This window comes from Bilifractor porci, assembly GCF_009696005.1.
In the GTDB taxonomy this organism is placed as follows: Bacteria; Bacillota; Clostridia; order Lachnospirales; family Lachnospiraceae; genus Bilifractor; species Bilifractor porci.
Window position 1 is genome coordinate 45,581 of the sequence record NZ_VUMV01000010.1, and the last position, 23,798, is coordinate 69,378.

Sequence of the window (23,798 nt, forward strand, 5' to 3'; positions counted from 1 at the left end):
AAAGAATAGAGCATAAACTTCACAATGTCAATAAAAACTTCGCAAATTAAAGAGAAGTTTTGAAGAGGGGCGATACAGCAATACATTTGCATGTGAAAGTGCTATAATAGCGGCATCAGGGGAGATGGCATGAGTAAGAAGCGTATGCGTATGCGGCACAAAAACAACGGACCTTTTAGAATATTCAAACAATTTTTACTGAAAATAAATCTCTTGTCCTTCGTAAGACCGGATGACAGGGCATCTCATCTATTGAAAAGGAGCAGCGGGAGTAGAACTATCCTACTGCCTCGGCATTTCTTTTATGCTCTGCATTTTTTCTCTTATCGGGCTGATCGGGACGTTTGCCCCGCAGACATCCGGAAGCATTTTCCCGCAGGTGAATGCTACCATGGTGTATGCTGTCCTGCTGGGTGTGAGTATCGTTTTTCTTCTCCTTTTACGGGTATGAAGATCCGGGGAGATTTGTTTGGCAGCCGTGAAAAAAACAAAAAGTACAGGACGCTGAATCACATCCTGCTGAGAGCCGGGCGTGAGCTGGGTCTCCGTGTCATTGCGGAAGGAATTGAGAATGAGGAGCAGCTGTGGACCGTCAGGCAGGCAGGCGTGGACTGGGCGCAGGGAAGCTTCTTTGCGGAACCGATGTCCTTTGAACAGCTTACCGGGAGCCGCTTTGCGGAGGAGTATCTTTCCCCTCTGGCGGAACAGTATTACCGCGAGATTAAGAAAACGGATCTGGAAACACCGGCCGATCCGGAGGGATATTTTGGACAAAGCGGGCATCCCCTGCTGTTTGCCAGGGGCATTCTGGAGAAAAAAGGCGGACGGCTTGTGCTTCTCCGCATGAATGAAGAAATGAAAGCGATTCTGGAGCCGCATCTGACTGCCGGGGATCAGACGGTCAGCGGTTCCGGAAATTCCGGAGAATTCCGGCGGCTGGTTCTGGAAAATCTGAAAAAGGCGGAGCGGCAGCAGGCTCCGCAGAACTTTTCCGTTGTCCTGGACGGCGAAGAATACCTGGCCGCGGCAGCGCCGCTGGCCGAAAACCAGGAAGAAGAGAAGAAAGCCTATCTGTTCGCCCTTTTTGGAGGCGAATCCTCTCGTGTTGGAAGAGGGGCGTTTGGACAGGCAAACAGAAAGAAGAAAAAATCCTGACTTTTTTACGGAATTCAAAGGAATGCATCTGTCAGTGCGGAAAGAGAGGGAAAAGCGGATGAGTGGGATTATGGATCGGAGCAGGGAGCTGCGGATGGATCAGACAGTACATTATAATTGTGCGCAGGGGGTACTTGTTCCCTTTGCAGAAAAGAAAGGACTGTCTGTAGAGCAGGCGCGTGGCCTTGCGGCCAATTTCGGTTCGGGGATGCGTATGGGAGAGGTCTGCGGAGCGATTACCGGCGGGCTGATGGCGCTGGGACTTTACGGCGCGGATCAGGAAGCAGACACAAAAGAATTTCTGACCCGGATGAAAAACATGCATGAGGGCCGCGTCCGGTGCAAAGAACTTCTGGCGCAAGAGGTACACAGCAGAGAGCAGAAAAAGCCGCACTGCGATAACATGGTTTTTGAGGCGGTGGAAATTGTGGAGGATATGCTGCAGGCAAGAGGACTGCTGAAGGAGGAAATAGCCGCGCGGCAGTGAAATGTCTTCCGCAGGACTGCACGCCAGCTGCCGCGTCCGTGATACCGGAATCCGTATTCTGTATTTGATGCAGAAAAGGCGGACTCCGGTTTTATCATGATTCGCTTTTTATATTCGCTTTTTATAGATTTATTTCATGGTAACAAGCTCGTAGCTGCGTGTTCCCAGCCCGATTTTTTCCGCGTGTTCCAGGGTTTCCCGCCAGCTTACATTCGGATTGGAATCCAGAAAATGATCGTGATGGCAGTGCCAGTCCGGCTTTGCCAGATTATCTCCCAGCTGGCTGTTGCGGATGGGTTCTGCTTTCTGGCAGAGATCCACGCAGGCCTGGTCTAAGGCAACCGGATCAAAAGAGGCCAGCATGCCGATGTCCGGAAGAATGGGCGCGTCATTTTCCGGATGGCAGTCGCAGTTGGGAGAGACGTCTGTAATCAGGCTGATGTGGAAACAGGGTCTCCCGTCGCAGACAGCCTGGCTGTACTCTGCTATTTTTTCGCCCAGAATGGCGTTCGCGTTCTCCGTATCGTTCTCAATGGCGTCAAAGGAACACGCCCCGATGCACCTGCCGCAGCCCTTGCAGAGATCATGGTCAATGTAGGCTTTTCCTGTATCATAGGAGATGGCATCGGAACCGCACTCTCTGGCACAGCGCCGGCAGCATCGGCAGTTTTCTTCGACGACATGGGGCTTTCCGGAGTTATGCTGCTGCATCTTGCCTCCCCGGCTGCCGCAGCCCATGCCGATATTCTTCAGTGTTCCGCCGAAGCCGGTGGCCTCGTGTCCCTTGAAATGGGTCAGGGACAGAAAAACATCCGCGTCCATGATGGCGTGGCCGATATAGGCCTCCTTAAAATGCACGCCGTTGCGGACGGGCACTTCAATGTCGTCTGTTCCGCGCAGACCGTCGCCGATAATCACCTCGCACCCTGTCGTCATGTAGTTGAATCCGTTTACCTCCGCGCAGTACAGATGATCCGGCGCGTTTTTCCGGGAACCCGGATACAGGGTATTGCAGTCGGTCAGGAAAGGGGTTCCCCCGTTTTCTTTGACAACATCCGCCACAGCCTTGACATAGTTCGGGCGCAGATAGGAAATATTGCCCAACTCACCGAAATGCATTTTTATGGCGACCAGCTTTCCGTCCATATCAATGTTTCCTATTCCGGCTTTCCGGATCAGCTTCTGCAGCTTCATGGGAAGGGACACCGCATTTGCCGTACGGAAATCCGTAAAATACACCTTTGATTTTTTTTCAGTTTCGCTCATAACAAATCCTCCAGTCTGAAACCATCCAACGATTCTAGTGTATCATTTCAGAAGAACGAAGTGCACAGAAATCTTTGAAATAGGAAAAATTATCGAAGAAGGTGGCTTTTCTATTCAAAATTCACTATAATGAGATACGCAGACAGAAATTGATATGTTTCCGGCAGGTAGGCCGGGGAGAGGAGACTGTCATGTTAGACAAAAAGGTAAAAGAATTAATCAACACTCAGATAAACAAGGAGTTCTATTCTGCTTATCTGTATCTGGATTTTTCCAATTATTACAATGATCTCGGACTGGACGGCTTTGCCCACTGGTACGATGTCCAGGCGCAGGAGGAGAGGGATCACGCCATGCTGATGCGCCAGTATCTGCACAATAATGGCGAGCACGTGACCTTTAACGAGGTTGCGAAGCCGGACGCAAAGTATGAAAACGCGGAGGATCCGATCCGGCTCGGCCTGCAGCATGAGCAGTATGTGACTTCGCTGATCAACACCATCTACACGGCGGCCAACGAGGTTCATGATTACCGCACCATGCAGTGTTTTGACTGGTTTGTAAAGGAGCAGGGCGAAGAGGAGAAGAACGCGGAGGATCTGATCAAGAAATTCGAGCTGTACGGGACGGATCCGAAGGGGCTGTACGCGCTGAACCAGGAGCTTCTTGCCAGAGTATACGCTGCTCCCAGTCTGGTTCTTTAATTCTAGCAGGATATTTTCAGCATCAGGAAATAAGCTTTCGTGAGCAAAATGCCTTCCGGTTCATATGAGTGTGTGAGAACTGCCGTGATGACCGGAGGGCTTTTTTGTCGGCTTTCCAGGGAGACATAGAATATGAGAAATTTACTGGTGGCTCAGTCCGGTGGACCTACTTCAGCTATTAATGCGACACTTGCCGGAATTGTGATGTACGCGCAGATCTCGGAGAAAGTGGACAGGATCCTTGGGGCGGTGAATGGAATCGAAGGCGTTCTGGAAGAACGGTTTCTGGATCTGGGGAGCAGAATCCGCAATGCGGAGGAGCTGCAGTATCTCTGCCAGACACCGGCGGCCGCACTGGGTTCCTGCAGGATGAAGCTGAGCGGCGAAGAACAGATGGAAAAGATCGTCGGGATTCTGAAGCAAAATGAGATTTCGTGGTTTGTGTATATCGGCGGCAATGACTCTATGGATACGGTGGCGCAGCTTTCTGCCTACTGCGTGGAAAAACATATAGAAGGACTTTCGGTTATGGGAGCGCCCAAGACGATTGATAATGATCTGATGGGAACAGACCACTGCCCGGGATTTGGCTCCGCGGCAAAATATATCGGGATTACCTTTGCGGAGCTGGAGCGGGACTGCCATGTGTATGACAAAAAGGCTGTTACCATTGTAGAGGTTATGGGCAGAAACGCGGGCTGGCTGACTGCCGCATCGGCTCTCTCCCGGGTGAATGGAGGAAATGGGCCGGATCTGATTTATCTCTGCGAGGCGCCGCTTTCCACGGAGCGTTTTCTGCAGGACATACGGCGGGAGCTGGGCAGGAAGGATGCAGTTTTAGTTGCTGTCAGCGAAGGAGTAAAAACGCCGGACGGGAAATACCTGTCAGAAAGCGTGCAGGCAAATGCCGAAGATGGGTTCGGACATGCGTACATTGCAGGAGCCGCAAGAATTCTGGAGGAGCTGGTCAGAAAGAAGATCGGCTGCAAGGCGCGCGCGATTGAGCTGAACCTGATGCAGCGCTGCGCCGCCCATATCCGCAGTTCTACGGATATTTCCGAGTCCCGGATGCTGGGGATGAAGGCTGCGGAGGCTGCTGTTGCGGGATATTCCGGAAAGATGTCATCCATTATCCGCCTTTCAGATGAGCCCTATGAGGTTAGATATGGACTGACGGAAATCTCCAGAGTGGCAAATCTGGAGAAAAAGGTTCCCGATGACTGGATGAATGCCGAAAAAAATGATGTAAATGAAAAGATGATGGCATACCTCAGACCTTTGATTCTGGGAGAGGGTGGTGTGGTTTACCGGAATGGGATTCCTGCCCAGATGGTTCTTTATTAAAAAACCTGAAAAGGTTCTGTGCCGATGGGAGCAGGATAGAGGGGGACAGAATCTGTTTGTAGACCGGACAGGTGTGTGGTAAACTTGATGAGGCCGTGCAGGCCGGACAGGTTCCGGAAGCAGGGAATTATATATCTTACGGTGCCTCGTCTGCGGGGGATGGCGGTTTGGTGTGAAAGCACAGGAGGACAGCATTATGCCGGAAATAATAATAGCCACGGAGAGCGGATCAGATCTTCCGGAGGAAATAGTCAGGCAGTATCAGATTGAGGTTGCCCCGATGCATGTCATCATGAATAATGTCAGCTATGATGACGGGCATTTCCCCATTGACATGGTCTTTGACTATTTTGAGGAAACGGGTAAGATTCCGACCACTTCTGCCGTCAATGTGCAGGAATACGTGGATTTCTGGAATGATATCCGGAGCAGGCATCCGGGCTGTATTATTTATCATTTCACCTATTCCTCCAATGCCTCCAGTACCCACCAGCATGCTGTGGCGGCAAGAGATCAGGAGAACTTCAGGGATCTGTATATCATTGATACTAAAAGCGTCTCCGGCGGATGTACGGCGCACATTGAGGCGTGCTGCCGCATACTGGAGAAGAAAAGGGACAGGATTACGGACGCGGCTGCCGCCGGGGCTCTGGCGGAGGAGTTTCAGGCTCTGGCTGACCGGATTGAATGCAATTTTATTCCTGCTACGCTGGATTATCTGCGGGCGGGCGGCCGGGTTTCCAATGGCGCCTATATTGCGGCGAATGTCCTCCGCCTGAAGCCGCTGATCGAGATTAACCGGGAGGGATTTCTGGTTGCCACAAAAAAATTTCGCGGCTCCATGGATAAAATTACGGATAAATTTATGCAAATGTTTCTGCAGAGACATCATCTGAATCACGATACGCTGTATCTGATGTACGGACCGGGGCTTTCCCAGAGTATTCTGGACAGGATGCGGGAGATCGCGCTGGAAAACGGATTTCAGAGGACAGTCTATGTAATGACAGGCTGCACCATTTCGTGTCACGGCGGAAAAGGTGCCATTGGGCTTGCGGGAGTGACAGAATGAGCCATAAAATCGTATTTCTGGATATTGACGGGACACTGACAACTTTTCAGGGGGTTCTTCCGGATTCTGGCAGGGAAGCGCTGCAGAAGGCAAATGAAAATGGCCATCATATGATCATCTGCACCGGGCGCAGCGGAACGCAGCTTTATCCGCAGCTGCTGGAAAAAGAGCTTTTTGCTGGTTACATTACATCTGCGGGGGCCGATATCCGTCTGGGAGGGCTTTCCCTTGTGCAGTACAGCATCCCGGCGGAGCCGCTGCATCATGCCATGGATGTGTTGGATTCCCTGCACGCGTATTATTTCCTTCAGTGCCCGGACGGGGTATTTGCGGATCCGGAGACAGCGCTGGCAGCGCCGGAGCTGATCAGCGCCGGAACGATGGACCCGAAGGACGCGGAGCGCATGTTCGGGAAGGTGAGTGTCCGGGAGGACATCCGCGCCACAAAAAACTGTCAGAAACTCTGCTTTTATCAGGCGCACAGCACGATAGAGGAGATACAGAAGCGGCTGGGCGGCTTTTTTGAAACCCTTACTTCCAGTTTTGCGGTTTCGGATTCCTGTGACGGCGAGATCATGGTCCGGGGCTATGACAAGGGAACGGCCATGCAGAAGGTGCTGGACGCCACGGGAACGGACAGAAGGGATACGATTGCCTTCGGCGACGGACCCAATGATAAGGTGATGCTGGAGTTTGCGCAGACCGGAGTGGCTATGGGGAATGCGTCTGACGATTTGAAACGGGCGGCGGATCTGGTGACGGACCGCGTGGACCGGGACGGTCTTTACAAGGGCTTCCGGATGACGGGACTGATTGACTGAAAAAGATGAACCATCGGGAGGTTTCAGATGAAATATGATTTTCTGATTGTGGGCGCAGGGCTTTTCGGCGCCGTTTTCGCGGAGCAGGCGGTTAAGAAGGGTTACCGGTGTCTGGTGATTGACAGACGGGACCACATCGCCGGAAATATTTACACGGAGGAGATCGAGGGAATCCAGGTGCACCGGTACGGAGCCCACATTTTTCATACCTCCGATAGGAAAATCTGGAATTACATCAACCAGTTTGCGGAATTTAATAATTATATCAACTCCCCGATTGCGGTTTATAAGAACGAGACCTACAATCTTCCGTTTAACATGAATACCTTCAGCCGCATGTGGAATATCCGCACGCCGCAGGAGGCAAAGGACATCATCGCGTCCCAGATTGCGGAGCTGCACATCACAGATCCGAAGAACCTGGAGGAACAGGCGCTTTCTCTGGCCGGGCGTGATGTTTACGAGAAGCTGATCAAAGGCTATACGGAGAAGCAGTGGGGGCGGCCCTGTACGGAACTTCCGAGCTTTATCATCAAGAGGCTTCCGTTCCGTTTTACTTATAATAACAATTATTTTAATGACCGCTATCAGGGAATCCCGATCGGCGGCTATACGGCGATTGCCGCGAAGATGCTTCAGGGCTGCGAGATCCGGACAAATACAGACTATTTTACGTTCATCCGGGAAAATCCGGATGTGGCGGACAGAATTGTGTTTACCGGCATGATTGATGAATACTTCGGCTATCGCCTGGGGGCGCTTCAGTACCGCAGCGTCCGTTTTGAGACGGAGGTTCTGGATACGGACAATTATCAGGGCAATGCGGTTGTCAATTATACGGACCGGGACGTTCTCTACACCCGTATCATCGAGCATAAGCATTTTGAATTCGGCACGCAGCCGAAGACGGTGATCTCCAGGGAATATTCCTCGGAGTGGAGGGTTGGCATGGAGCCGTACTATCCGGTGAATAATGAGGAGAACAATGCGCTGTACCGGAAGTACAGGGAGCTGGCCGACAGGGAGAAAAACGTCATCTTCGGCGGACGTCTGGGACAGTACCGGTATTATGACATGGACAAGGTGATTGCCGCGGCCATGGAAGCGGCGGATGCGGCGCTGTAGGACAGCCGGAACAGGAAAATCGGCAGATAAGGGAACAGACAGGAATGGAGTATCTGGAGAAACTGAATCCACAGCAGCGGGAGGCCGTGGAGCATACGGAAGGACCGCTGCTTATTCTGGCAGGCGCAGGCTCGGGCAAGACCCGGGTACTGACCTGCCGGATTGCGTATTTAATTGAACACTGCGGGGTGCGGCCATGGAATATCATGGCTATCACCTTTACGAATAAGGCTGCCGGAGAGATGCGGGAGAGAGTGGATGGTCTGGTCGGAATGGGGTCGGAAGCCATCTGGGTTTCCACCTTTCACTCCAGCTGCTGCAGGATTCTCCGCAGGTATATTGACCGGATCGGCTATGATAACAGCTTTACCATCTACGATACCGACGACAGCCGGCAGGTGATGAAGGCTGTCATTAAAGAGCTGGAGCTGAATCCGAAGATCTATAAGGAAAAGGCGCTGCTGGGGAAGATATCCGCCGCTAAAAACAACCTGGTTTCTCCGGATGAGATGGAGGCGGACGCCTCCCGCTGGGAGGAAAAACAGACTGCGCGGGCGTATCGGGCTTATCAGAAGCGGCTGAAGAAAAATAATGCCCTGGATTTTGATGATCTTCTGGTGCTTGCCGTGGAGCTTTTTGAAAAGGCTCCGGACGTGCTGGAAAACTATCAGGAGAGGTTCCGCTATATCCTGATCGACGAGTATCAGGATACCAATACCGTACAGTTTCGTTTTGTAAAGCTTCTGGCGGAAAAATACAGAAATATCTGCGTCGTGGGAGACGACGATCAGTCGATCTATAAATTCCGCGGCGCGAACATTATGAATATTCTGAACTTCGAGAAGTCTTTTCCCGGCGCGAAGGTGATTAAGCTGGAGCAGAATTACCGTTCTACCCAGAGCATTCTGGACGCGGCCAACGAGGTGATTTCCAACAACAGCGGCAGGAAAGAGAAGAAGCTCTGGACAGATAACGGACGGGGAACCAGGGTTCGATTCCGGGAATTTCAGACCGGCTATGACGAGGCGGAGTTTGTTGCGGGGGAAATCGCCCGAAAGGTACGGGAGGAGAACCGGTCTTACCGGGATTACGCGGTCCTGTACCGGACCAATGCCCAGTCCCGTCTGTTCGAGGAGAAGATGATCGCCGCGGATATTCCCTATAAGCTTGTGGGCGGCGTGAATTTTTATGCCCGCAGAGAGATCAAGGATATGCTGGCCTACCTGAAAACCGTGGACAACGCCCTGGATGATCTGGCCGTGCAGCGCATTGTCAATGTTCCGAAAAGAGGGGTGGGGGCCACGTCTCTGGCCAGGGTTCAGAATTACGCGTTGGAAAACGGCATCAGCTTTTACGAAGCCCTGCAGGAAGCGGAGAAGATTCCGGGTCTGGGACGCTCGCTTGGCGGAATACGGAAATTTACCGCCCTGATCGGCAGGCTCCGCGCAGCCGGGAGGGAGTACCTGAATGTCCGCGAAATTCTGGAAATGATCATCAGAGAGACCGGCTACGTGGAGGAGCTGGAGGCAGAAGGAACCGACGAGGACAAGGCAAGGATCGAGAACATCAACGAGCTGGTGTCCAAGACGGCGGATTACATGGAGCAGGCAGAGAATCCGTCGCTCTCTGAGTTTCTGCAGCAGGTTTCCCTGGTCGCGGATATAGATTCCGTGGATCCGGACGGCGACTACGTCCTCCTGATGACGCTTCACAGCGCGAAGGGACTGGAGTTTGACTATGTCTATATGACGGGTATGGAGGAAAATACCTTCCCCAGTTACATGGCGGTCAGCGGGGAGGACTCGGAAGAGCTGGAGGAGGAGCGCCGGCTTTGCTATGTGGGAATTACCAGGGCCAGAAAGGAATTGACCATGACTGCGGCGCAGATGCGTATGGTTCGGGGGGAACCTCAGTTTCTGCGGGCGTCGCGTTTTGTCCGGGAGATCCCCAGAGAGCTGATCGAGCTGGAGGGCGAGACGACGGATACCAGAAACTTCATGAAGCCGCCGGAGGTGTCCATGGACCGGATCATGAAGTTCGGCACCGGAGGGGCGGAGAGAGGTTACGGAAGCTTCGGAAGCAGCCGCGCCCGTTCCGCGCACGGACCGTCCGGAAATCATTATTCCCTGAACCAGTTCCGGGTGCAGAAGGCAGATCACCTGGATTACAAAGAGGGCGACCGGGTCCGCCATGTCAAATTCGGCGACGGAACCGTACAGGACATCAAGGACGGAGGCAAGGATTACGAGGTGACCGTGGATTTTGACACCTGCGGGGTAAAACGGATGTTCGCTTCCTTTGCGAAGCTGAAGAAGATCTGATTCCATAAGTCCGCTGCGGCCGGCTTATCTCTAAAATGTATATTAAATATCGCTCCCGGCTCTTTACGAATCTGCTCCGCGGGATTACACTGTTCCTGGTTTAAGAGGGACCGGAGCTATGTTATTTCCCGCATTGTTGACAATTTTGATTATGGCAGGGCTTGCAGGACTTTATTTCTGGGCGATTCATCCGAATGCTTCCCGGCGGAGGCAGTGCCAGGAGTACGCGGCCTGGAGGTTCGCCCACAGGGGGCTTTGGAGCAGGGAGGAAGGAATTCCGGAGAATTCTGTTCCGGCGTACCGGGAGGCCGTCCGGAATCACTACGCGATTGAGCTGGATGTGCATTTGACCAGGGACGGAAGGCTTGCGGTGTTCCATGATGATACGCTTTCGCGTATGTGCGGCGCTCCGGGTTCTGTAGAGAGCTACAGCTGGGAAGAACTGCAGGAAATGCGCCTGGACGGGACAGACCAGAAGATTCCTCTTCTGGAGGATGTCCTGGAGCTGGTGGACGGCAGGGTTCCCCTGCTGATTGAGTTAAAGGTTCCCAACAGTTCCCTGGCGCTCTGCCCGGTGGCTGCCAGGGCGCTGGACCGGTACAGCGGTCCTTATATCATAGAATCCTTTCAGCCGTTTGCCCTCCGGTGGTTCCGGAAAAACCGGCCGGATGTCCTGGTCGGACAGCTTGCCAGCCGCTACGGCAGGGCGCTGAAGGTGAACTCTCTGTTTAAGCTGCTTTCCTCGAGCCTGATGGTCCATGTGGTCAGCAGGCCGGATTTTGTGGCATACAATTTCCGCACGGCGGACGGGCTTGGCATTGATCTGAATCAGCATTTATTCCGGATCCCTGTATTTGCCTGGACGGTCAGAAGCGAAGAGGAATATGAGACGTGCAGGGAAAAGCAGTTCAGCACAGTGATTTTTGAGGGCTTTCATCCGGAAGTAAAAGAGATCCCTGCCCTGCCGGAGAAGATTTCCGACCGGATGCCGGGACAGAGAAAACAGGCAGCGGGCAGGACTGCGCCGGGGCTGCCCGGACAGGGAGCGTGAGTCTGCGTATCCGCTCCGGAAAACGGGGCAAAGCGCAGAAAAAATATTTTCCGCAAAGGAAGGAGAATTCATGCAGGCGATTGTGGATATGTTCAGAAAGAGGAAACAGCTCTGGGTTGTGCCTCTCTACGGTATTTTTTATATGCTGACATTCCGGGTGCTGGAGAATGCCATCCGGATTCCGGGCACCTACCATATCATCAGCTGTCCTCTGGATCAGTACATTCCATTCTGTGAGTATTTTGTCATATTTTACTACAGCTGGTTTGCCTATGTGGCCGTCGCGGAGGTTTATTTCTGCCTGATTGACAGGGATGTCGCGGAGTTCAATAAGTTTATCTTCTATCTCGGAACGGGCATGACGATTTTCCTGATTTTTTCCGCCGTCTATCCCAACGGACTGAATCTCCGCCCCCGCACCTTTGACCACGACAATATTTTTGTGCAGATGTGTAAAGCAATGTACCGTACCGATACGCCTACAAATGTGTTCCCCAGCATTCATGTTTTCAATTCCCTGGCTGTTTTTCTGGCCGCCTGTGACTCGAAAAAGCTGAAGAAGCACAAAGGAATCCTAACCTTTACCGGGATCTGGACGGTGCTGATTATTTTGTCCACGGCATTCATCAAGCAGCATTCCTGCTATGATATTGCGGCCGGAATTGTGATGGGAATTGTACTCTTCCGCCTGTACTATGTGTTCATTCCCGACAGAATCCGGGCGGCGGCTTCTGTCCGGGTGGAAATCTGAGAGAATGCCGGAAGAGCAGAAGCATAGGGAAGCAAAATATTTTTCTCTTCCGGAAATAGTTAAAACCCCGGCTTTTACCGGGGTTTTTGCGTACTCTTTTGTACTCTTTTTCGGGGAGGCCCTCCCTGCTGAAGATTATTTTTACATGGTGCCTCCTGTATTCGGTCGGATGCTGCATGATACAGGGCAACCGGCGCCAAAGGAGCGGACGCTGAGGAGTCTGCCATGACACAGCCTCCATGACCAGCCGCAGGTAAAAGCAGATAAATGGCAGGAACGGATTATTCACAAGGACGGGATTCTATGTTATCTTAATGAAAGAGACCCGGTTTTCCTGGGGCCCCACAATGCGTACAGGTACCTGCATTTCCTGATTCTGCCGACTGTCCGGCGTGGAAATCGGGAACAGACAAGGAGAAGAAAATGAGCAAAGTCAGACGAGTTTATGTGGAGAAGAAGCCGGAATTTGCCGTGGCAGCAAAAGAGCTCAGCCACGAGATCCGGCATTACATGGGCATTCCTGCCGTCAGCGGAGTGCGGATACTGATTCGTTACGATATAGAAGGAATCAGTGACGAGGTCTTTGAGAAAGCCTGCCATGTCGTTTTTGCCGAGCCTCCGGTGGACATTCTGTATCACGAGGAATTTCCACTGGATGACCATTCTCATGTCTTTTCCGTGGAGTATCTGCCGGGACAGTTCGATCAGCGGGCGGATTCCGCGGTCCAGTGCATTTCCTTTCTGAAAGAGGATGAAAAGCCGCTGATCCGCACGGCAACAACCTATGTCATTGAAGGGGACGTGACAGAAGAGCAGATGGAGACTATCCGTTCCCACTGCATCAATCCGGTGGATTCCCGTGAGGCCGGATCAGAGAAGCCGGAGACACTGGTCATGGATTTTCCGGAACCGGCGGATGTAAAGACATTTGACGGCTTCCAGGGGATGGGGGAGGTGCAGCTGAAGGAGTTGTACGATTCTCTGAATCTTGCCATGACCTTCCGGGATTTTCAGTTTATCCAGAATTATTTCAGAGACGAAGAAAAGCGGGATCCTACCGTGACAGAAATCCGGGTTCTGGACACGTACTGGTCCGATCACTGCCGTCACACGACCTTTGCCACAGAACTGAAAGACATTGAGCTGGGAGAAGGGGATCTGAAAGACCCGATCCAGAAATCGCTGGAAAGATATATCAACGATCACCGGGTCCTCTACAAGGGAAGAGAGGATAAATACCTCTGCCTGATGGATCTGGCCTGCCTGGCCGCGAAAAAGCTGAAGGCCGACGGGAAGCTGACCGATCAGGAGGAGTCTGACGAAATCAATGCCTGCAGTATTGTTGTCCCGGTCGATGTGGACGGCAGTTACGAGGAGTGGCTGATTAATTTCAAAAATGAGACGCATAACCATCCGACCGAAATTGAGCCCTTCGGAGGCGCGGCCACCTGTCTGGGCGGCGCTATCCGGGACCCGCTTTCCGGGCGTACGTATGTATATCAGGCAATGCGCGTGACCGGGGCGGCGGATCCGACGGCCCCTGCCTCCCAGACGCTGGAGGGCAAGCTTCCCCAGAAGACACTGACCAGGGGAGCGGCAAAGGGCTACAGTTCTTATGGAAACCAGGTGGGTCTGGCTACCGGATATGTCAAGGAAATTTATCATCCGCAGTATGTGGCAAAGCGTATGGAGATCGGCGCTGTCATGGGCGCCGCGCCCAGAAAGGCAGTGATCCGGGAAAATTCGGATCCGGGCGATGTGATCATTCTTCTTGGGGGACGGACCGGACGCGACGGAATCGGAGGTGCCACCGGCTCCTCCAAGGCTCACAAGACATCTTCTCTTGAAACCTGCGGGGCAGAGGTACAGAAGGGAAACGCGCCTACCGAGCGTAAGATCCAGCGCATGTTCCGCCGCCCGGAGGTCAGCTCCATCATCAAAAAGTGCAATGATTTCGGCGCCGGTGGTGTATCTGTGGCGATCGGCGAGCTGGCACCCGGCCTTCAGGTGGATCTGGACAAGGTTCCGAAAAAATATGAAGGACTGGACGGGACGGAACTTGCTATTTCCGAGTCGCAGGAGAGAATGGCTGTTGTGGTGGACCCGAAGGACGCAGACCGGTTCCTGGCCTATGCGCATGAGGAAAATCTGGAAGCGGTCAAGGTCGCGGTTGTGACAGAGGAGCCCAGGCTGGTCCTGAACTGGAGGGGGAAGGCTGTCGTCAACCTGTCCCGCGCTTTCCTGGATACCAACGGCGCGCATCAGGAGACGGGGGTTTTTGTTGATATTCCGAATAAGAAGGACAGTGCCCTGAAGCGCTGCCCGGATGTCCCTGATGTGAAGAAGGCATGGCTGGATGCCCTGTCGGATCTGAACTGCTGCTCCCAGAAGGGGCTGGTGGAGATGTTTGACTCTTCCATCGGCGCGGCCAGTACGCTGATGCCTTACGGCGGAAAGTATCAGCTGACGGAGACCCAGTCCATGGTGGCAAAGGTCCCTGTCCCGGACGGAAAAACCAATACGGTTACCATGATGTCCTACGGCTTCGACCCGTACCTTTCCAGCTGGAGTCCGTATCATGGAGCTGTTTACGCGGTGACGGAGTCTATGGCGAAGATCGTTGCCGGAGGCGGTGATTTCCGGAAGCTTCATTTTACCTTCCAGGAATATTTCCGCAGGATGGATGAGCGCCCTGAGAGATGGAGCCAGCCGCTTGCCGCGCTTCTTGGCGCCTATGAGGCGCAGATCGAGTACGGGCTTGCGTCCATCGGAGGTAAGGACAGTATGTCCGGTACCTTTAATGATATTGATGTGCCTCCGACGCTGGTGTCCTTTGCGGTGGATGTCGCGCAGATTAAGGATATTATCACGCCGGAAATGAAGAATCCGGGAGACAGGCTGGTATGGGTCCGCATTCCGCGTGACGGGAATGAGCTGCCGGATTACGGCGGGGTTATGGATCTGTATGACAGGGTGCATCAGGACATGCAGGCAGGGCGTGTGAAGGCGGCGTATGCCCTGGACCGTTTCGGCATTGCGCCGGCGCTCAGCAAGATGGCATTCGGCAACCGTCTCGGGTTTAAGATTGAGCACAGCGTAGACGCGAGGGATCTGTTCAGCCCCGCCTTTGGCGATCTGGTAATGGAGGTTCCGGCGGATCAGGTCGGAAGTCTGGCCTGCACCTACACGCTGATCGGGGAAGTCCTTTCCGAGCCGGAGTTCCAGTACGGCCCGGCTGTGCTGAAAGAGGAGGAGGCGCTGAAAGCCTGGAACGGCAAGCTTTCCAGTGTGTTCCGTATGGTTTCGGACGCCGCCCATGTGGATCTGGATGTGCCGGATCAGGGAGTTTACCATGCGCCGGATGTCGCCGTATGCTCTCATAAGCTGGGACAGCCGACTGCCTTTATTCCGGTATTCCCCGGCACAAACTGTGAATATGACAGCGCCCGTGCCTTCGAGCGGGCCGGAGCTAAAACCATCACCCGTGTGTTCCGGAATCTGACCGCGCAGGATATTACGGATTCGGTTGAGATGTTCCGTGATGCCATCCGGCAGTCACAGATTATTATGTTCCCGGGCGGCTTCTCTGCCGGCGACGAGCCGGACGGTTCCGCGAAGTTTTTTGCGACCGCTTTTCAGAATCAGGTGATTAAGGATGAGGTGATGGAGCTTCTGAACGGAAGAGACGGCCTTGTGCTTGGCATCTGCAATGGGTTCCAGGCTCTGATCAAGCTCGGACTGGTACCCTATGGGGAAATTACCGGCCAGAAGGAGGATTCTCCGACCCTGACATTTAATACTATCGGCAGACATATTTCCAAGATGGCCTATATCCGGGTGGTTTCCGACAAGTCGCCGTGGCTGCAGGAGGCCAGTCTGGGCGGGGTTTACACCAATCCCGCATCCCACGGAGAGGGACGGTTTGTGTGCAGCCGGGAGTGGCTGGAGAAGCTGCAGGACAACGGGCAGATTGCCACCAGGTACTGTGACGCGGACGGAAACTTTACCGGGGATGAATACTGGAACATCAATGGATCCTACTTCAATATTGAGGGAATCACAAGCCCGGACGGACGGGTGTTGGGAAAAATGACACATTCCGAGCGCCGCGGCGACGGAGTAGCCATCAATATATACGGGGAGCAGGATCTCAAAATCTTCGAGTCCGGCGTCCGTTACTTTACTGTATAAGTCCAGTCGCAAAGCAGGGGCGGGCGCATGCTTGCATGCAAGACCGGGCGTGCTTTAGCGACGACAACAAGTATGAGCATGGAGTGACGCGTCAGCGGCACGGAAATGCGAATACTTGTTAGCGGTGCGAGAGCTGCCGGAGGCAGCGAAGCAGCGCGGAGGGACTTATACAGGCAGATCATAAAACGACAACAGGTATTTATAAGGATTCACATTGTATGCAGAATTGTGCCGGCGAAGCCGGCACAGCTTATCTAATTGAAGGAGGTCAGGAGGTTTTTCATGGAAGGCTCTCTAGCAGGGCGAATAGTACTGCAGCTTGTCTTAATTGCGGTTAATGCGGTTTTCGCCTGCGCAGAAATTGCAGTGGTTTCTACTAACGGTATGGAGCTGGAAAAAAAGGAAGAAGAGGGGGACAGCCGCGCAAAGGTATTGCGTAAGCTGACCAAAGTGCCTGCGCGGTTTCTTGCGACGATTCAGGTTGCCATCACACTTTCCGGTTTTCTGGGAAGCGCGTTTGCGGCGGACGGGTTTGCTCCGCTGATTGTTTCTGCGTTTGCGTCCATTCACATCAACATTTCGCCGTCTGTGGCGATTATCCTGGTAACCGTGCTGATTTCCTATCTGACGTTGATTTTCGGCGAACTGGTACCCAAACGGCTGGCCATGAAAAATCCGGAGAAGGTCTCTCTTGGGATGGCAAAGATGCTTTACGGCGTCTATATCATCTTTTATCCGCTGGTGGCGCTGTGCACCGTTTCGACAAATGGAGTTCTGCGCCTTCTGGGGGTAGATCCCAATGAAGATGAGAATCAGGTCACGGAGGAGCAGATCCGTATGCTGGTGGATGCCGGCAATGAGAAGGGAACCATTGACACCGATGAGAGGGAAATGATTCAGAACGTCTTTGAGTTTGATGACATTTCCGCGGATGAAATCTGCACACACAGGAAGGATGTGACCATCCTGTACACGGATGACTCCATGGAGGAATGGAAGAAGCTGATTCACAAGAGCAGGCACACGCATTTTCCGGTGTGCCGCGACACGGCGGATCATGTGATCGGCGTTCTGGACGCGAAAGATTTCTTCCGCCTGTATGGAACCTGTTCTAAGGATGAAATGCTGGCAAGGGCCGTGGATCCTGCGTATTTTGTGCCGGGGACGGTCCGGGCGGACATTTTGTTCCAGCACATGAAAAAATCCGGCCATTATTTTGCGGTGGTTCTGGATGAGTACGGCGGCATGGACGGTATTATTTCCCTGAAAGACCTGATGGAACAGCTGGTCGGCGATCTGGTGGAGGATGATGAGGTAGCCCGTCCGGAGGATATTGTGAAAATATCGGATACCATGTGGCGTATTCAGGGAAGCGCCTCACTGGATGATGTCGCGGATGAGCTGGATGTCGATCTGCCGGTGGACGAGTACGATACCTTCAGCGGCTATATTTTCGGCGTGCTCGGTTCGGTTCCCGATGACGGGAGCCGCTTTGAGCTGGATTCCGACGGCCTTCACATCCGTGTTTTCAAGGTGAAGGATCACATGGTGGAGGGAGCCATTGTCACAAAGGTTGTGAAAAAGACAGAGGATGAGCAGATTCTTGCAAAATAATTTTCTGTATACTATACTTTATCCGTTCTGCCCGATCTCTGAAGGATTTTCGGGCAGTCATTGGTGTTACCAAAATTCAGTGAAAAAGAGGGAAGCGTAAGATGGCTTTATTACAGGACTGGCAGGCGATTGCCTACAACAAGGACGAGGATAAAAACAAGCTTCAGAAGTTCTGGCAGGATTATTTCCTTCTGGAGAAGGGGATCTACGAGAAACTTCTGGAAAATCCGGACGAAGCAGTTACCGGTACCGTTAAGGAACTCGCGGACAGATACGGGATAGACGTCATGTCCATGACCGGTTTCCTGGACGGGATCAACGACAGCCTGAAGGTGAAGAATCCGATTGAGACCATGAATGAGGATACGGAGGTAAACCTTAATTTCGACAAGGAGCTTCTTTACAGAAACATGGTGGATGCCCGCGCGGACTGGCTGTATAATCTTCCGGCATGGGACAACATTTTTACGCCGGAGCGGAAAAAAGAACTCTATCAGGAGGCAAAAAAGGCCGGAACCATCGTCAAACCGAAGAAAATCGGCAGGAATGATCCCTGTCCCTGCGGCAGCGGAAAGAAATATAAGTATTGCTGCGGACGGAATAAATAAAATACATGATGAAAATGAATTTTACTTCCCAGGCGCGGGTTGCCATTTCGCTGGCAAAGAAAACGGCTGTGGACAGAAACCATTCTTATATCGGGACAGAACATCTTCTGGTAGGGCTGCTGCGCGAAAAAAACGGGACAGCCGGTGTTGTTCTGCGACAGTTCGGGGTGGAGGAAACAAAACTGCTGGGGCTGATTGACCGGCTGATCGCGCCGGAAAACCCGGCAGATACCATGCTGAAGCCGGAACTTACGGTTCATGCGCGCCAGGTTCTGGATCACGCGGTGGCGGAAGCAGACAGAGACGGGCTCCGGCAGGCAGGTACGGAACACATTCTTATTTCCATTCTTAAAATTAACAGCTGTGTGGGGGCAAGGCTTCTGTATACCATGGGCGTTCCGCTCCCGCGACTGTATGATGCCTTGCTGCAGGCGGAAGGCGTTCCGGAGAATGCCAGGAAGGAACGGGCGTCAGAGCTTTCCGGGGCCAGGGATGCCTCGGTTACGGAAACGCCTTTCCTGGATCAGTTCAGCAGGGATCTGACGGAGATGGCCAGAGCACATCGGCTGGATCCTGTCATCGGCCGGGATCAGGAGATCGAGAGGATTATAGAGATCCTCAGCAGGAGAAAAAAGAACAATCCCTGTTTGGTCGGGGAACCCGGTGTGGGAAAAACAGCGATCGTGGAAGGTCTGGCGCAGCGCATTGTTTCCGGACAGGTGCCGGAAAGCGTCAGCGGAAAACGCCTTGTCATGCTGGATCTCACCGGTATGGTGGCCGGTACCAAATACCGCGGAGAATTCGAGGAGCGTATCCGCCGGATCATCCAGGAAGTGACGGAAAGCCGGAGCGTCCTGCTGTTTATTGATGAGATCCACACCATCATCGGCGCGGGAGGGGCGGAAGGCGCCCTGGATGCGTCCAATATCCTGAAGCCTTCCCTGGCCAGAGGGGAGCTCCAGCTGATCGGCGCGACCACACTGGAAGAATACCGCAAGCACATCGAGAAGGATGCGGCGCTGGAGAGAAGAATCCAGCCGGTTACGGTAGAGGAACCCGGAGAGACGGAGAGCGTGGAGATCCTGAAGGGACTGCGCCCTTATTACGAGAAGCATCACAAGGTGACGATTACGGACGGCGCGCTGGAGGCCGCTGTGCGGATGAGCGCGCGCTATATCAATGACCGTTTTCTGCCGGACAAGGCAGTAGATTTGATTGACGAGGCATCGTCCAGGGTCTGTCTGAAGCGGTTTTCCGGAAAGAAGGAACCGGAGCAGGCGGAGAAGGAGATGCAGAGCCTGATTGCGGGAAGGGAGGACGCCCTGAAAAGAGGCGATCTGGAAGAGGCAAGAAGGCTGAACAAGGAGCAGCACGCCCTTCAGGAAAAGCTGGGGCAGGAAGAAAAACGCAGAAATTCCGCGAGAGGTCGGGCTGGTCAGACGGTTACCGAGGAGGATATCGCAGCGACGGTTTCTTCCTGGACCAAAATTCCGCTCACCAGGCTTCGCCAGTCAGAGTCCCGCCGGCTGGCAAATCTGGAGAAGGTTCTGCACAAAAGAGTCGTCGGTCAGGATGAGGCGGTCTGCGCAGTCGCGCAGGCTGTCCGCAGGGGAAGGGCCGGCCTGAAGGATCCGGGGCGGCCGATCGGTTCGTTCCTGTTCCTGGGTCCCACGGGTGTGGGAAAAACCGAGCTTTCCAAGGCCTTGGCGGAGGCTGTATTCGGGACAGAAGACGCCATGATCCGTGTGGACATGTCGGAATATATGGAAAAACACAGCGTTTCCAAGATGATCGGTTCGCCGCCCGGCTATGTAGGCTATGAAGAGGGCGGACAGCTCTCGGAGAAAATCCGGAGACATCCCTACAGCGTGGTGCTTTTTGATGAAATCGAAAAGGCGCATCCGGATGTTTTTAACATTCTTTTGCAGGTGCTGGATGACGGCCATATTACCGACGCCCAGGGCAGAAAAGTCAGCTTCCGGGAGTGTATCATCATCATGACCAGCAACACGGGAGCGGAGCAGATCGTCCAGCCGAAAAAACTCGGGTTCCTGTCTGTGGATGACGAAAAGCAGGACTATCAGCGGATGAAGGGGCTGGTGATGGATGAGCTCAGCCGCAATTTCCGGCCGGAGTTCCTGAACAGAATCGATGAGACGATTGTTTTCCATGCCCTGACAAAAGAAGATATGAAGAGCATCATAAGTATTCTTCTGGAGGATCTGAAGAGGCGCTGCAAGGAGCAGCTGAACCTGAAGCTGTCTGTTACCGGAGCGGCCAGGGAACTGCTGATTGCGAAGAGCTATGACAGCAAATACGGAGCCCGTCCGCTGAAAAGGGCGATTCAGAAGCAAATCGAAGACCCCCTGGCAGAAGAAATTCTGCTGGGAAAGGTTCACAGGAACAGCACGGTAACCGTCAGCGAAAAAGAGGGTAAGCTGGTTTTCCGGGAGAGAAAGTAAAAAGACTTAGAATACAGCCTTCTCCGTTTTCCTGTTCAGAGAATCGGAAGAGGGCTGTATTTTCATGCATCAATGTCGATCAGCAATCTCAGCTAAGATAAATACAAGGAACAGGTTTACATAACAAACAAAAATGCCGTTGCGAATCGAAAGGCCGGATGCTATACTAAGAACATCAAAAAGACCGGGTTCCGTGTCAGAAGAGCATCGGGAATACCGGCCGGGGAACCTGTAGGGCGGAATACCGGTATCAACCGGTACGTTCCGGAATGACAAAACAGAAAAAGAGGTTAAAAGAGATGGCTGTGGTGAAAGAACTGCTTCGTGCGGAGAATGACGGAACAATCAGTTTTGGAGATTACACTCTGCAGACGAAGAAGAAACTTTCGGATTTTGCTTTTCAGGGGGATCTTTACAAGGTTAAGACATACGATGAAATTACCCGACTGGAAAGAAATGACACACTGATTTATGAATCTGTACCGGGTACTGCTGTAAGCGGGATGAAGATTACGGACAGCGGCGTTTCCTTTACGGTCGAGGGGGATCATGACGTGCAGATTACTCTCGGCATGGAAGAGGGAGCCACATACGATGTCAAGCTGGACGGCAGAAACATCGGGTGTATGGAAACCAGCATGGGCGGGAAGCTTGCGTTCGGGATAGAGCTGGAAAACGCAGAGCAGGTCCGGGTAGAGGTAATAAGAGTCTGAATCCGGACTTTTTCCGGAACAACCGAAACAGCAGACAGCAGGAAAATGAATGCCAGGAATGATCCGGGAGCGTATCTGGTTCCGGACCGGAATTCCTGGCTTTTACTGTATTCGTCCGGCCGTGGGAGCTGCTGAAAGCAACGGAGCAGCGGGGGTTATATGGTATCAGTAAATTATGAAAGTCCAGCCGTAAAGCGGAATCGGATGCATGCCTGCATGTAAATTTGTCTGCTCTTTGGTGTCGACAGCAGGTACGAGCATGGAGTGAGGGAAAAAAACGAACAGGAGAACTTCCGGCATGGCAAAGGATAAAAAAAGCATATATTTCTGTCAGAACTGCGGGTATGAATCCTCTAAATGGATGGGACAGTGCCCGGCTTGTCACCAGTGGAACACTTTTGTGGAGGAGGTTGTTTCTGTAAAACCGGCGGCACCGTCGGCCGGGAGGGCATCGGGATCGGGCCGGGCAAGGCTGACGCCGCAGAGTCTTTCGGAAATTTCGCTGGATCAGGGAAACCGGATCACGACAGGCATCGGGGAGTTGGACAGGGTTCTCGGGGGCGGCATTGTAAAGGGCTCGCTGATTTTAATCGGCGGTGACCCCGGCATCGGAAAATCTACCCTTCTGCTTCAGGTATGCCGTCATATTTCGGATCGGGGCATCCATGTGCTGTATGTCTCCGGAGAGGAATCCTTGCAGCAGATAAAAATGCGCGCTGTCCGGATCGGTCAGTTCCGGGATGAGCTGAAGCTTCTGGCGGAAACTGATCTGGGGGATATCGAGTCGGTAATCGAACAGACCAGGCCGGAACTTGTGATTATTGATTCCATCCAGACCATGTATAATGAGTCGGTCAGTTCTTCACCGGGCAGCGTCTCACAGGTCAGAGAATCGACCGGAGTTCTGCTGCGGATTGCCAAGTCTATGCAAATCCCTATTTTTATTGTCGGTCATATGACTAAGGACGGGACGGTGGCCGGCCCAAGGGTTCTGGAGCATATGGTAGATACGGTTCTGTATTTTGAAGGAGAAAAAAGAGAGAGTTACCGCATTCTTCGGGCGGCAAAAAACAGGTTTGGCTCCACAAATGAAATAGGAGTTTTTGAGATGCGTGCAGAGGGACTGGCGGAAGTAACAAATCCCTCCGAGTATATGCTGGAAGGAAGGCCGGAAGGCGCTTCCGGGTCTGTGGTTGCCTGCTCCATGGAGGGAACAAGGCCGATCATGATTGAAATACAGGCCCTCGTCAGCAGCTCTAATTTTAATTATCCGCGCAGGACGGCAAATGGGACAGATTTTAACAGGGTGAATCTGCTGATGGCGGTACTGGAAAAACGGGCTCACGTTAACCTTTCCAGAGATGACGCTTATATCAATATAACAGGGGGAGTGCGGATGTCGGAGCCGGCAGTGGATCTGGGAATCGTTTTGGCGATTGCCTCGTGTAAGAGAGATGTGCCGGTAGATCCTTCGGCAGTTGTTTTTGGCGAGGTGGGACTGAGCGGCGAGATCCGTTCGGTTTCCATGGCAGAGCAGAGAGTCCGGGAAGCAAAGAAGCTGGGATTCCGGAAAGTAATCCTTCCCAGAGCAAGCATGCGCAGTTTGTCAAGAATGAAGGAAGATTCCGAGATGGAGCTTCTGCCTGTCAGCACTGTTTCGGAAGCGATTGCCGCAGCGCTGAAAAGATGAATATAATTCATTTATAAATAGATAATTTCGGAAATTGCATATAATTTTACAAATATTAATAAAACAGAAAAAATTTCAAAAAAGGTGTTGACTTTCCCTTTTAGGGGTGATATTCTAAATGAGCTGTCGGGGACGACAGTTAAGAAAAAAGCTTCTGAGGCAACAAAGAAGCAGCTAAGTTCCTTGACAACTGAACAGTAAAACACATCCTCGAAAGTTCAAAAAATTTTTGAGTTTGTCGAAAGACAATCCTTTAAACAGTAAACGGGATGAATTAGCCAAGAGTTGATTCTGATCGGATTCAATCTTTTTTATGAGAGTTTGATCCTGGCTCAGGATGAACGCTGGCGGCGTGCTTAACACATGCAAGTCGAGCGAAGCGCATAACCGGATTTCTTCGGATTGAAGGTTTTGTGACTGAGC

18 protein-coding genes and 1 rRNA gene are annotated in these 23,798 nt (G+C 52.7%); 18 read left to right on the forward strand and 1 reads right to left on the reverse strand.

Annotated elements, in window-relative coordinates; genetic code table 11:
* Window positions 1-150 precede the first annotated feature (150 nt).
* Both FYJ60_RS11625 and FYJ60_RS11630 read left to right on the forward strand, forming a co-directional pair.
* Window positions 151-1,155 carry an EAL domain-containing protein gene (locus FYJ60_RS11625; RefSeq protein WP_272818884.1) on the forward strand — a complete coding sequence of 335 codons (1,005 nt, stop codon included), beginning with the start codon at window positions 151-153 and terminating at the stop codon, window positions 1,153-1,155.
* A 58-nt stretch (window positions 1,156-1,213) separates the two neighbouring features.
* Window positions 1,214-1,642, forward strand: a complete 429-nt coding sequence (locus FYJ60_RS11630) for a C-GCAxxG-C-C family protein (RefSeq protein WP_235903418.1) — start codon at window positions 1,214-1,216, stop codon at window positions 1,640-1,642.
* 129 nt (window positions 1,643-1,771) lie between these two features.
* Here FYJ60_RS11630 and FYJ60_RS11635 read toward each other — a convergent pair whose 3' ends face one another.
* Window positions 1,772-2,908, reverse strand: a complete 1,137-nt coding sequence (locus FYJ60_RS11635) for a DUF362 domain-containing protein (protein ID WP_154458841.1) — start codon at window positions 2,906-2,908, stop codon at window positions 1,772-1,774.
* A 191-nt stretch (window positions 2,909-3,099) separates the two neighbouring features.
* On the opposite strand from FYJ60_RS11635, the gene FYJ60_RS11640 reads away from it, so the two are divergent.
* The 16 genes from FYJ60_RS11640 to FYJ60_RS11715 form a co-directional block, all read left to right on the forward strand.
* Window positions 3,100-3,612 carry a ferritin gene (locus FYJ60_RS11640; RefSeq protein ID WP_154458842.1) on the forward strand — a complete coding sequence of 171 codons (513 nt, stop codon included), beginning with the start codon at window positions 3,100-3,102 and terminating at the stop codon, window positions 3,610-3,612.
* A gap of 132 nt (window positions 3,613-3,744) precedes the next feature.
* Window positions 3,745-4,956: a 6-phosphofructokinase gene (locus FYJ60_RS11645; protein WP_154458843.1), complete on the forward strand. Its 1,212-nt coding sequence runs from the start codon at window positions 3,745-3,747 to the stop codon at window positions 4,954-4,956.
* A gap of 196 nt (window positions 4,957-5,152) precedes the next feature.
* Window positions 5,153-6,028, forward strand: coding sequence for a DegV family protein (locus FYJ60_RS11650; protein WP_154458844.1), 876 nt, complete (start codon window positions 5,153-5,155; stop codon window positions 6,026-6,028).
* A complete protein-coding gene (locus tag FYJ60_RS11655) occupies window positions 6,025-6,849 on the forward strand; it encodes a Cof-type HAD-IIB family hydrolase (RefSeq protein WP_154458845.1) in 825 nt (274 codons plus the stop codon). Before FYJ60_RS11650 ends, FYJ60_RS11655 begins: the two co-directional genes overlap by 4 nt.
* 27 nt (window positions 6,850-6,876) lie before the next feature.
* Window positions 6,877-7,974 (forward strand): UDP-galactopyranose mutase, encoded by a 1,098-nt coding sequence (glf, locus tag FYJ60_RS11660; RefSeq protein WP_154458846.1) that lies wholly within the window; start codon window positions 6,877-6,879, stop codon window positions 7,972-7,974.
* A 44-nt stretch (window positions 7,975-8,018) separates the two neighbouring features.
* On the forward strand, window positions 8,019-10,295 hold the full coding sequence (gene pcrA / locus FYJ60_RS11665; RefSeq protein ID WP_154458847.1) for a DNA helicase PcrA: 2,277 nt from the start codon (window positions 8,019-8,021) through the stop codon (window positions 10,293-10,295).
* Between the two features lie 118 nt (window positions 10,296-10,413).
* Entirely contained in the window at window positions 10,414-11,346 is a 933-nt protein-coding gene (locus tag FYJ60_RS11670) for a glycerophosphodiester phosphodiesterase family protein (protein WP_154458848.1), read from the forward strand.
* Window positions 11,347-11,416: 70 nt separating this feature from the next.
* Window positions 11,417-12,097: a phosphatase PAP2 family protein gene (locus FYJ60_RS11675; protein WP_154458849.1), complete on the forward strand. Its 681-nt coding sequence runs from the start codon at window positions 11,417-11,419 to the stop codon at window positions 12,095-12,097.
* Between the two features lie 4 nt (window positions 12,098-12,101).
* Window positions 12,102-12,326 (forward strand): hypothetical protein, encoded by a 225-nt coding sequence (locus tag FYJ60_RS11680; protein WP_154458850.1) that lies wholly within the window; start codon window positions 12,102-12,104, stop codon window positions 12,324-12,326.
* A gap of 194 nt (window positions 12,327-12,520) precedes the next feature.
* The gene (locus FYJ60_RS11685; protein ID WP_154458851.1) at window positions 12,521-16,288 is read left to right on the forward strand and encodes a phosphoribosylformylglycinamidine synthase; all 3,768 of its coding nucleotides are present in this window, start codon (window positions 12,521-12,523) and stop codon (window positions 16,286-16,288) included.
* 282 nt (window positions 16,289-16,570) lie between these two features.
* Complete coding sequence (locus FYJ60_RS11690) at window positions 16,571-17,902, forward strand: hemolysin family protein (RefSeq protein WP_154458852.1); 1,332 nt, start codon at window positions 16,571-16,573, stop codon at window positions 17,900-17,902.
* A gap of 101 nt (window positions 17,903-18,003) precedes the next feature.
* On the forward strand, window positions 18,004-18,510 hold the full coding sequence (locus FYJ60_RS11695) for an SEC-C metal-binding domain-containing protein (protein ID WP_154458853.1): 507 nt from the start codon (window positions 18,004-18,006) through the stop codon (window positions 18,508-18,510).
* 8 nt (window positions 18,511-18,518) lie between these two features.
* Entirely contained in the window at window positions 18,519-20,972 is a 2,454-nt protein-coding gene (locus FYJ60_RS11700; RefSeq protein WP_154458862.1) for an ATP-dependent Clp protease ATP-binding subunit, read from the forward strand.
* A 299-nt stretch (window positions 20,973-21,271) separates the two neighbouring features.
* Window positions 21,272-21,685: an endosialidase gene (locus tag FYJ60_RS11705; protein WP_154458854.1), complete on the forward strand. Its 414-nt coding sequence runs from the start codon at window positions 21,272-21,274 to the stop codon at window positions 21,683-21,685.
* Between the two features lie 298 nt (window positions 21,686-21,983).
* Window positions 21,984-23,375, forward strand: a complete 1,392-nt coding sequence (gene radA / locus FYJ60_RS11710; RefSeq protein WP_154458855.1) for a DNA repair protein RadA — start codon at window positions 21,984-21,986, stop codon at window positions 23,373-23,375.
* A gap of 309 nt (window positions 23,376-23,684) precedes the next feature.
* Window positions 23,685-23,798 (forward strand): 16S ribosomal RNA (locus tag FYJ60_RS11715); the annotation flags it as partial.